General features: G+C 62.7%; 8 protein-coding genes and 1 pseudogene. 6 read left to right on the top strand and 3 right to left on the bottom strand.

Annotation, left to right across the window (positions count from 1 at the left end):
* The 3 genes and pseudogenes from urtA to ACFPN5_RS12060 all read right to left on the bottom strand — a co-directional run bounded on the left by urtA (position 1) and on the right by ACFPN5_RS12060 (position 5,771).
* Positions 1-1,257, bottom strand: coding sequence for an urea ABC transporter substrate-binding protein (urtA, locus tag ACFPN5_RS12070; protein WP_379783508.1), 1,257 nt, complete (start codon positions 1,255-1,257; stop codon positions 1-3).
* A 29-nt stretch (positions 1,258-1,286) separates the two neighbouring features.
* Entirely contained in the window at positions 1,287-2,420 is a 1,134-nt protein-coding gene (locus tag ACFPN5_RS12065) for a porin (RefSeq protein WP_379783506.1), read from the bottom strand.
* A gap of 1,259 nt (positions 2,421-3,679) precedes the next feature.
* A pseudogene (locus ACFPN5_RS12060) lies at positions 3,680-5,771 on the bottom strand (copper-transporting P-type ATPase).
* A 900-nt stretch (positions 5,772-6,671) separates the two neighbouring features.
* Between ACFPN5_RS12060 and ACFPN5_RS12055 the strand changes: the two are divergent.
* The 6 genes from ACFPN5_RS12055 to copC all read left to right on the top strand — a co-directional run bounded on the left by ACFPN5_RS12055 (position 6,672) and on the right by copC (position 11,193).
* Positions 6,672-7,043 (top strand): hypothetical protein, encoded by a 372-nt coding sequence (locus ACFPN5_RS12055; RefSeq protein WP_379783504.1) that lies wholly within the window; start codon positions 6,672-6,674, stop codon positions 7,041-7,043.
* Positions 7,044-7,056: 13 nt separating this feature from the next.
* Positions 7,057-8,466 (top strand): TolC family protein, encoded by a 1,410-nt coding sequence (locus ACFPN5_RS12050; protein WP_379783502.1) that lies wholly within the window; start codon positions 7,057-7,059, stop codon positions 8,464-8,466.
* A gap of 29 nt (positions 8,467-8,495) precedes the next feature.
* Entirely contained in the window at positions 8,496-9,887 is a 1,392-nt protein-coding gene (locus tag ACFPN5_RS12045; RefSeq protein WP_379783500.1) for a multicopper oxidase family protein, read from the top strand.
* Positions 9,888-9,927: 40 nt separating this feature from the next.
* Entirely contained in the window at positions 9,928-10,371 is a 444-nt protein-coding gene (locus tag ACFPN5_RS12040; RefSeq protein ID WP_379783498.1) for a DUF411 domain-containing protein, read from the top strand.
* A gap of 30 nt (positions 10,372-10,401) precedes the next feature.
* Positions 10,402-10,764 (top strand): copper-binding protein, encoded by a 363-nt coding sequence (locus ACFPN5_RS12035; RefSeq protein WP_379783496.1) that lies wholly within the window; start codon positions 10,402-10,404, stop codon positions 10,762-10,764.
* A gap of 63 nt (positions 10,765-10,827) precedes the next feature.
* On the top strand, positions 10,828-11,193 hold the full coding sequence (gene copC, locus ACFPN5_RS12030; RefSeq protein WP_379783494.1) for a copper homeostasis periplasmic binding protein CopC: 366 nt from the start codon (positions 10,828-10,830) through the stop codon (positions 11,191-11,193).
* Positions 11,194-11,221: the final 28 nt, after the last annotated feature.

Genomic DNA, 11,221 nt, shown 5'->3' with positions numbered 1-11,221 from the left:
TTACAGCTTCTGCTTGCCTTCGTTCCCTGCAATGAACGGGCTCCACGGCTGGGCGCGCACCGGCCCCTTGGTCTTCCACACCACCGAGAACTGGCCGTCGCCCTTGATCTCGCCGATCATCACCGGCTTGTGCAGGTGATGGTTGGTCGCATCCATGGTCAGCGTGTAACCGGAGGGCGCCTTGAAGGTCTGGCCTGCCATTGCCGCGATCACCTTGTCGGTATTGGTCGATTTCGCCTTTTCCACTGCCTGGGCCCACATGTGGATGCCGACATAGGTCGCTTCCATTGGGTCATTGGTGACGGCCGTGGCTGCGTTCGGCAGCTTCTTGGCGCGCGCATAGGCCTTCCACTTCTTCACGAACGCGGCATTTGCCGGGTTCTTGACCGACTCGAAATAATTCCAGGCAGCCAGGTGACCCAGCAGCGGCTTGGTGTCGACTCCGCGCAGCTCTTCCTCGCCGACCGAGAACGCCACCACCGGCACGTCGGTCGCCTTCAAGCCGGCATTGCCCAGCTCTTTGTAGAAGGGCACGTTGGAGTCGCCGTTGACGGTCGAGATCACGGCTGTCTTGCCGCCGGCGGAGAACTTCTTGATATTGGCGACGATGGTCTGGTAGTCGGCGTGGCCGAAGGGCGTATACACCTCCTGGATATCGCTGTCCTTGACGCCTTTGCTCTTCAGGAAAGCACGCAAGATCTTGTTGGTGGTGCGCGGGTACACGTAGTCGGTTCCGAGCAGCACGAAGCGCTTCGCACCGCCGCCGTCCTTGCTCATCAGGTACTCGACCGCCGGAATCGCCTGCTGGTTCGGCGCCGCTCCGGTGTAGAACACGTTCTTCTCGAGTTCCTCGCCTTCGTACTGCACCGGGTAGAACAGCAGGTTGTTGGTCTCCTTGAACACCGGCAGCACCGACTTGCGCGACACCGAGGTCCAGCAGCCGAATACCGCCGCCACCTTGTCGTTGACGATCAGCTGCCTGGCTTTTTCCGCGAACAGCGGCCAGTTCGAGGCCGGATCGACCACCACGGCCTCCAGTTTCTTGCCCATGACGCCGCCATTGGCGTTGATCTCGTCGATGGTCATCAGGGCGACGTCCTTCAGCGACGTCTCGGAGATGGCCATGGTGCCGGACAGCGAATGCAGGATGCCGATCTTGATGGTGTCGGCGGCGTGGGCGGGCAGTCCGCTTGCGACGAGGGCAGCAGCAGCGGCGATGCGGCCGATGGAAGTGACAAATGTGCGACGTGTTTGCATGGTGGTCCTCATTGATGGTTAGGGTGATATCAATACTGGAGCTGCAGGGCGACGACCAGCCGCGACTGGTCGGCAGCGCGCGTGGTCCTGGTGCGCGACTCAGTGCGCGAATAATGGGCGCCCAGTTGCGCGTTGTAGCCGTCGATGACCCAGTTCACACCGGCATCCTGCTGGCGCGTGTCGATGCCGCTGTCGGCCTCGAATTTCTGGAACCGGACATAGGGCTGCAGGCTGCCGCGGCTGACCGGGAAGATGTAGCCGGCTCCGCCCGACCACGCCCTGCCCTGCTCGCCCAGGACGACGTCGTCGGTGTCGTACTCGTAGTAAGCGGCTTCGAGCGACACCGCGCCGGCTCCGGCCAGGCGTTTCTCGAGCAGGAAGTCGGCGCTCCAGGATTGGTAGTCGCCGATACCGCCGGCCGTCAGCACGCCATCGGCCTGCTGGCGTGCCGCCAGGCCGATCGCGAGGATGTCCTTGCCGCCAAGGTAGCTACCGGTGCCGTAGTACCCCGGTTCAAGGTCCCAGAAGTCGTATTGAAGGCGGCCCGCGACCATCGGCTTGTCCGAGGCGCGAATCCCGGCGGCGCTCGCCTCGCGCTGCGTCAGCGAGCCGATGCCGAAGCTGCGGCCCTCGTAGGCGCCGACCGAATAGCCGAGCCTGCCGCCGGCCAGGTTGCCCCAGGCTGTGACGCCATCGTCGCGGCCGCGGAAGATGCCACCGTTATAGCCGTAGCGCGAGGCGACACCGGCCCAGTAGCCGCCGCCCAGCGAGTAGTAGGGGCCGGCCATGTTGGCGCGGTCGCTCGGCGACAGCATGCGCCCGGCCCATACGTTCAGTTCCGGCGAGAAGGAGAACTGGGCTGCGGCGTCCAGCACGCGGATGCTGGAGCCGTCCCATTCGGTGTTCAACATGCCCTGGATGTGCTTGCTGAGGGAAGCGCCGAGAAACAGGCGGGCGCTGTCCAGGTTGAAGTCGTTCGCTCGCGAGCCGTCCGGCGCCGCATCTTCGGTATTGGTGTAGCTGGCGCGCATGCCGAAACCGACGCTGACCGATTTATCCTCGCCGAACGGGATGGTAGGGCCCGCCAGCGCGCCGGGCGCCGCCATTCCAGCGCCCCACCCCAGTACGACTCCCAGCAATGCTCCCTTGTATGTCGATTTCATCCCAGTCCCTTTCATGGTGTCCGTTTGTTGCCATGATCACCATTGAAGAGCGGGAAGACCATACGTCAGGTGACGTAGTGACACACCATCATTTCGCGCGCAGGGGGCACCGATACTGCAGGTCGGCATGGCCAATATCCTGTCGAACGCTGTCGACGGCTAGGCGATGGTGCGAGCGCGAGCATCCAATGCGCGCGTTGCAATCAATCTCGCCGCCAGTCGCGACATCGATAGTGGGCATGGCAGGTTGGCCAGAACCATTGTGAAGAAAACGGGGTCGGATACCGTCGGCCTCGCTGCTCGAGCTCGTTGGCGCGCTGGCCAGTGCCTCGGTGAACGCCGACCGGTCCGGGACACGGTAACGGCCTGAAGTGATCCGGCTACTTTTTACGGGCGCCACTGTCCCAGGCCAGACCATCAAAGCGGCCTAAAAACGCTGGGTTAGATGCGAGACATCACTCAACCATAAGGGGAACATACCGGCTAAGCAACCACGAGTTGCGTCAGCTGAGTATCAGATTCCGGCTCCGGGGCACCATTAGATTGTCGCGTTGCGTCACATGGCGCACCATTAACTGATGAATGGACTTTCTGGCATATCGAGGCGCAAGTTTCGAACTTGATGTGCTAGCGACGACAGATCACGCCGGACCACGTCCGCATGGGGCCTAAGACGTTTAAAGTCGTACCTTCCGGCATCTGAGGTAGGCTAAGTTCATCTATTATTCTCGCCTTACCCCCCCCGGATTTAGAACGTCGAGGTGGGATGGGCGTTTCTACGGAAGTATCTGCGTGGTCTCGCCGATATCCGAAGTCTAGTTCTTGATCCACTGCGAACTGGTAGTGTGTCTTCGTTCGGCCCTACACCTATCTTCCTTTGCCACCCGTACGGGCTCGGCCGCGCTTCTTACTCTTGCCCGAGGCGCCATGACGAGCGATTTGGCGGCTCCGCAGGCGCCGCCGGTGCACCTCCCAGCAAGCAACACAGCCGAAGGCAGCAAGCGCAAAAATAAGGCCGACAAATGCAACAAGGTCGAGCCGACCGCTCGTGACGACTACCTTCATATTCTCTCAGTAAACAACAAATTGGCCGGGTACCGCGCTTCGTCCGACATGAGGCACAGTCGAGCAGCCATGACAGGGCGGTGGGCACGCAAACGGCACGGACAGAATGCGTGCGTTTGCGATCGCCGTTTGCGGTCCAAGCATTTTCGCATACCTCCGCAAAAGGTCACGGCTAGCGACTTGACTGTCCATGTTCACGCCGGCTCCTTTGTTCGGGCGACCACCCCACGTAACCGCAGCGCGTTCCCGATCACCGACACCGAGCTCAGGCTCATCGCCAGAGCAGCGATCATCGGCGACAGCAGTTGCCCGGTGAAAGGATACAGAACGCCCGCGGCGAGCGGGATCCCGAGCGCGTTGTAGACGAATGCGAAGCCGAGGTTCTGGCGCATATTGCGCACGGTCTCGAGCGACAGCAGTCGGGACCTCGCGATCGCGCGCAGGTCGCCTTTGATCAGGGTGACATGTGCGGAGTTGATGGCGACATCGGTCCCCGTCCCCATTGCGATGCCGACGTTCGCTTTTGCCAGTGCGGGCGCGTCGTTGATGCCGTCGCCTGCCATTGCCACGACTCGCCCCTGCTGTTGCAGCCGCTCTACCAGCGCGAGTTTATCCTGGGGTTTGACCTCGCCATGCACCTCAGCGATTCCCAGCTTTGCTGCGACCGCTTTCGCGGTGGTGACACCGTCACCCGTTGCCATCACGACCGTCATTCCCGCGTCCCGAAGCGTTGCCAAAGCTTCGGGAGTAGTCTGCTTGATTGGGTCGGACACGGCGATAAGTCAGACAAGTTTGCCTTGCAACGCCAGATACATGACGCTTGCCCCCACTTGCCGAAGGTCTTCCGCAGCAGGCTGCAAGGGTCGCCAGTCGACCTTCCCGACATCCATGAGCGCAGTATTACCCAAGGCTACCTGCTGCCCCTTCAACGTTCCTCGCACGCCGATCCCACTGGAGGACTCGAACGTTTCAGGCTTGTCCAGCACCAGGTCGCGCCGGCGGGCTTCCGCGACGATCGCATGTGCCAGCGGGTGTTCGCTACCCTGGTCTATACTGGCGGCGATTCGCAGTACGTCTTCCTCCTGGAATCCGGAGGCGGCAATGGCGCGGTCAAAGGCCGGCTTTCCTTGCGTGAGCGTGCCTGTCTTGTCGACGATGATGGTATCGACCTTGCGCATCGCTTCGATCGCTGCGGCGTCCCGGAACACCCTGGGTCGCAGCACGGCCCGTGGCAGCCATGATCGACATCGGCGTCGCCAGGCCGAGCGCACAGGGACAGGCGATGATCAGGACGGCGACGGCGTTGACGAAACCGTAGACCCAGCTCGGTTCCGGACCAAACATGCCCCACCCGAACAAGGTCAGCAGTGCGATCACCACGACTGCCATCACGAAATAGCCCGCCACGACGTCTGCCAGCCGCTGCATGGGCGCCCGCGAGCGCTGCGCCTGCGCGACCATCTGTACGATCTGGGAAAGCATGGTTTGCGAGCCGACACGCTCGGAACGAATGACGAGGCTGCCGCTGGCGTTCATCGTCGCACCGATTACCTTGTCCCCGGGCCGCTTCGTTACCGGTAAGGGCTCGCCGGTCAGCATCGCTTCATCAACCGCGCTTTCCCCCTCGAGGACGGTGCCGTCGACCGGCACCTTCTCGCCAGGCCGCACGCGCAGAAGGTCGCCAATATGGACATGCGAAAGCTCAACGTCCTCCTCGGTGCCATCCGCGCGTATGCGCCGGGCGGTTTTGGGCGCGAGGCCAAGCAGGGACTTGATGGCTGCGGACGTCTGCGACCGCGCGCGCAGCTCCAGGATCTGGCCCATCAGGGTCAGCGACACGATTACCGCCGCGGCCTCGTAGTAGACGCCGATACGGCCGTGTTCAGCGAACGCCGCCGGGAACAGGCCTGGCGCCAGGGTCGCGACCACGCTGTACCCGTAGGCCGCGCTGACCCCGAGACTGATCAGCGTCCACATGTTGGGGCTGCGGTTCCTGATCGACTGCGCACCGCGCATGAAGAATGGCAAGCCCGCCCACAGCACGACCGGTGTGCTGAGGACGAGCTCTATCCAGCTTTGATATGCCAGGGCGCCGCTGAAGACGCGGTGCCCTGCCATAGCGAGGAGGGTGACGGCGATCGTCAGCGGCAGCGTCCAGCGGAAGCGGCGGCGGAAGTCGGCCAGCTCGGGATTATCTTCGTCCTCCAGGGAGGGCTGCATGGGCTCCAGGGCCATGCCGCACCTCGGGCAGTTCCCTGGCATGGGTTGCTGAATTTCAGGATGCATCGGGCAGGTGTAGATGGTTCCCGCAGGCGTGTACTGCTTCTCAGCCGAAGACGAGACGTGCTCGATCGATGTGCCACTAGCCGTGGGCCGCGCGCCAGCGCCATGCATGTGGCCAGAATGCTGATGGTGACCCGGGTCTGCGTGCTGGTGCCCAGGATGCTCGTTGAACGCGTGTTTCATGGCAGCCCCCCAAAAAGTGTATCAATCGACAGGATTCACTTTAGACCTTCCCAGGATTGGAAGGTCAAGGAGACTTTTGCCTGCAAGCCGCCACTTTTATCGCTGCAAACATCATCGCCTGGCTCGCCCGCCACCGACACGGTCGTCCATTACTGCCCTAAAATTGTCGTGATATACTCCGTTCGACCATGAACCGATCCCTGAAGACATTCCTGCTCTGGCTGCTGATCGCCGTACTACCGCTCCATGCGGTCGCGGGCAGCCTCGGCATGTCTTGCGCGCCGGTTCATCAACAGTCGCAGCCACCAACTGGTACGGCTGCGCCGCACCATGAGCCAGCAGCAGACGAACATGCTCAGCACGGCGGGGAGCACGCTGGTCACACGGCTCAGCTGTCCTCCGATACAGACTCCACTTCCCCAAACGTTGACAAGCAGTCGCACGGCTCGTGCAGCGCGTGCTCGACTTTCTGCGTTGGCGCGGTCGTACCTTCGTCGACCAATCTTACTGTTCCTTCATTCGACGGCTCGGACGCAGCCGCTGCCTCGCCTGCGGCTTTCGCCGTGGGCTTTATCCAGGACGGCCCTCAGCGCCCTCCCCGGCACTAATCCACTTAATCGAATCAAGAGCTGACCCGGCTATTCAAAGCCGCCGGGGTTGCGTCTCTTGAGCGTACGCGCGCGCCTCGCCGCGCCCTGTTTCCGATTTTGAGGATTGACCATGACATTCAAGCTTTGGGTCGCCACCATTGGCGCCCTGCTGGCTGTGCCTGTTTCCGCACTGGCTCAGCAATCCGTCGGCCCAGCCGATCCGGCAGACCCACGTGCCTCCGTTCCGGCCGCCGTGTACGAATCCGTCGTCACGAAGGCTTCCCGCGCCGCGCCCGACGACAACCAGGTTACGCCGGACAAGATCTGGCGCGCGGCAAATGACGCGGTAGCGGCGGCCCCGGGCCACCCCGGACATGAAGCCGGTGCTGGAGCAGCCAGTGGCCACGCGCACGCGGGGCATGCACCTGCGGCGCAGGCTGCGCCGGCGCCGTCCGCCAAACCAGCGAGCGAGCCTGCCGCTGACCACAGCAAACATCACTGAGTCCAAGGCACCAATGACAATAAAGCCACCAATTCCCTCACTGCGTGCCATTGCTGCAGCCGTTGCGGTCGTGATCCTGAGCGGTTGCGCTACTTTCTCGAAAGATGGCGGCCTCGACAGTGTCTCGGCCTTGACGGCCGAGCGCACCGGACAGCAAATACGTCTTCCAGCCGCAACCGGCGAGCCTGCGCAGGCCGAGCTTGCTGACATGCTGAAGCAGCCGCTCTCGGCGGACAGCGCGGTACGGATTGCCCTGCTCAATAACCGCGGCTTGCGTGCCGCGCTCGCCCAACTTGGCGTGGCCGAGGCCGACCTCGTCCAGGCTGGCCGCATGGCCAACCCCAGCTTCAGCTTTGGCCGGATGTCCGGTGGCGGCGAAACGGAGATTGAGCGCAGTGTCATGTTCGACCTGGTCGGCCTGCTGACAATTCCGCTGCGCCGGGATATCGAATCGCGCCGCTTCGAAAGTGCCAAGCTCGTCGCGGCTACTGAGGCGGTCCGCCTGGCTGCAGACACGCGCAAGGCTTACTTCAATGCAGTGGCCGCTGTGCAGGCGGCGCGCTACGCGGAACAGGTGCGTGACGCAGCCCAGGCAAGTGCCGAGCTGGCCCAACGTATGGCCAGGGTCGGCAACCTCAGCGCCCTGGACCAGGCACGCGAGCAGGCCTTCTCGGCCGAGTCAACCGCGCAGCTCGCCCGCGCCCGACACAATGCGACCGCAGCGCGCGAGCAGCTGACCCGGTTGATCGGCGTATGGGGTGCGAACACGGCTTTCCAGCTGCCGGACAAGCTTCCGGAACTGCCGGCTGCTCCGCGCGACGCCGCGAATATCGAGGCGACCGCGATGCAGCAGCGTCTGGACGTGCGCCTGGCAAAACTGGACACGGAGGCGACGGCGCGTGCGCTGGGCCTCACCAAAGCGACCGGCTTCGTTAACGTTCTGGACGCTGGCTATATGAACTCGAGCAAAACAGGTTCCCCCCGGGAGAACGGCTACGAGATCGAGTTGGCCCTGCCGATCTTCGACTGGGGTGGAGCCCGTACCGCAAAGGCACAGGCGCTCTACATGCAGTCGGTTCACCGTACAGCCGATACTGCCACGGTCGCCCGGTCCCAGGTGCGCGAAGCGTATTCCGCCTACCGCACGACCTATGACGTTGCCCGGCACTACCGCGACGAGGTCGTTCCCCTGCAGAAGAAGATCTCTGAAGAGACCCTGCTCCGGTACAACGGCATGCTGATGAGTGTTTTCGAGCTGCTGGCCGACGCACGTGCCCAGATCACTGGCGTGAACGCTGCCATCGAAGCGCAGCGCGATTACTGGATCGCCGAAACGGACCTGCAGGCGGCCATCAGCGGAAGCGGAGGGTCGTCCCTTTCGCTGGCCGCCGCCTCCTCCGCCGAAGCAGCGCCCGCACATTAAAACAAGGAATAAGTAATGAAGGATCAACAATGAATTCACGTCGAGATTTCTTCACCGGTGCCGCAGCGCTGGTTGGTGCCGGGCTGGTAAGCCGTGCAGGCGCCGCCACGCTGCCCGAGGCGCCGATCATGACCACCGCGGCAACGCAACCGCCGCTGGCGCCTCCAAACGGCCGTCCGTATAACCCGGTTGTCACCCTGAACGGCTGGTCGCTCCCGTGGCGCATGAATAACGGCGTCAAGGAATTCCACCTGATCGCCGAGCCGGTGGTACGTGAAATCGCGCCCGGCATGAAGGCCAACCTGTGGGGCTACAACGGCCAGAGCCCAGGCCCCACGATCGAAGTGGTCGAGGGGGACCGCGTCCGCATTTTTGTCACCAACCGCCTGCCGGAGCACACAAGCATCCACTGGCATGGCCAGCGCCTGCCGAACGGCATGGACGGCGTCACTGGTCTGAACCAGCCCGGTATCCAGCCGGGCAAGACCTTTGTCTACGAATTTGTGGCACGGCGCCCCGGCACCTTCATGTATCACCCGCACGCTGACGAGATGGTGCAGATGGCGATGGGGATGATGGGGTTCTGGGTGACCCACCCGAAAAATCCGAAACACCATGCGGTGGACCGGGACTTCGTCTTCCTGCTCAACGCCTACGACATCGAGCCCGGCAGCTATACGCCAAAGGTCAACGAGATGCTCGACTTTAATATCTGGACCTTCAACAGCCGGGTCTTCCCCGGCATCGACACGATGAATGTCCGCCAGGGCGACCGCGTGCGCATCCGCACCGGCAACCTGACGATGACGAACCACCCGATCCATCTGCATGGACACGAGTTCGAGGTGACCGGTACCGATGGCGGCTGGACGCGGCCCGAGTCGCGCTGGCCCGAGGTCACGACCGACGTCGCCGTGGGCCAGATGCGCGCCATCGAGTTCGTCGCGGACGAGCCGGGCGACTGGGCCTTCCACTGCCACAAATCGCACCACACCATGAACGCCATGGGCCACGACGTCCCTACCCTGATCGGCGTGGACCACCGCGGTGTCGCCGAGAAGATCACGAAGCTGATCCCGGACTACATGGTCATGGGCGACAAAGGCGGTTCGATGGGTGACATGGAGATGCCGATCCCGGAAAACACCTTGCCAATGATGACGGGCCAGGGCCCCTTCGGCGGCGTCGAGATGGGCGGGATGTTCACGGTGCTGAAAGTACGCAAGGACCAGAAGCCGGGCGACTACAAGGATCCCGGCTGGTACAAGCACCCGGCAGGCACGGTTGCCTACGAGTGGAAGGGAGAGCCGCCGGCTGCCGTGCGCAGCCAGGCGGCTGGCGGCCAGGCCATGCCCGCCGTGAAGCCTGCGGACATCGAGGTAACCGTTCGTAAGCCGACTGGCCACCAGGGTCATCACTAACTACAGTACGTCACCAATCATAGTACGAGAGGACTATCTCATGATCCGACGATTATTCAGCCGGGCTGCCATCGCAGCTGCCTTGTGCACGCCGATGTTTGCGATGGCTGCCGCCCCCATTATCGAGGTGTTCAAGAGCGAATCGTGCGGGTGCTGCGGCGCCTGGGTCGAGCACCTGAAAGCGAATGGCTTCGCCACGCGTGTCGTCAATGTCGAAAATCCTTCCGACTACCGGGAACGTGGCGGCATTCCGGACAAACTCGGCTCCTGCCATACCGGCATGGTCCAGGGCTACGCCATCGAAGGACACGTTCCGGCAAGCGACATCAAGCGGCTGCTTGCACAGAAACCAAAGGCGAAGGGTCTGGCCGTTCCTGCGATGCCGCTTGGCTCGCCCGGAATGGAAGGACCACGCAAGGACCCGTACGACGTCCTGCTTGTACAGGCCAATGGCCAAACCAAGGTCTTCAAGCACTACAACTAAAACCAACTACAACCCAGGAAAGGAATCACCATGAACGCACTTTCGAAACTGGCCATTGCTATCGCAATGACCGCAACCGCCTCCATCGCGACCGCCCAACAAGGCGCGCACAGCGGCCACGGTTCCCACGATGCGCACGCCGCACATGCTGGTCACCAGGCGGCGGCACCTGCCGAGCTGACCGATGGCGAAGTCAAGAAGATCGACAAGGAAACCGGGAAGATCACGCTGCGTCATGGCGAGCTGAAAAACCTGAACATGGCGGCGATGACGATGGTCTTTCGCGTCAAGGACCCTGCCATGCTCGACCAGGTAAAGGTCGGTAACAAGGTCAAGTTTGCAGCCGACCGGGTGAACGGCGCCGTGACGATCGTTCAGCTTCAGGCGCCCTGATAAACAGGTCGATCGATCGGGCCCTGCGTGTCAGCACGCGCAGGGCCTCAACAGGAGAATCAAATGAAAACAAAAAACCTGTTTGTGTCCATCGTGGCTGCAGCGGGATGCGTATTGGGCGCCTCGGCGCTTGCGCACACGAAGCTGGAGTCCTCCATGCCGCAGGCAAATGCCGTGGTCGCCCCGGCGCCGACACAGGTGCGCCTGCAGTTCAGCGATCCGCTCGAGCTACCGTTTAGCAAGGTCAAGCTGGTGGACGACAAGGGTGCTGTCGTCGAGGCGTCGAAGATTGCGGTCGATGGCGCCAATCCCAAAGCCCTGGTTGCTACCGTCCCTGCCCTGCGCTCTGGCGCGTATCGTGTCCAGTGGAGTACCGTCACCCGCGATGGCCATAAGGTCAAAGGCGAATTTCCCTTCCGCGTAAAGTGACGTGGAGTCAGATCTCGCAGTTGCCCAG

It is taken from the genome of Massilia niabensis, assembly GCF_042655085.1.
Taxonomy (GTDB): domain Bacteria; phylum Pseudomonadota; class Gammaproteobacteria; order Burkholderiales; family Burkholderiaceae_D; genus Telluria; species Telluria niabensis.
This window is presented reverse-complemented; position numbering and strand designations above follow the sequence as displayed.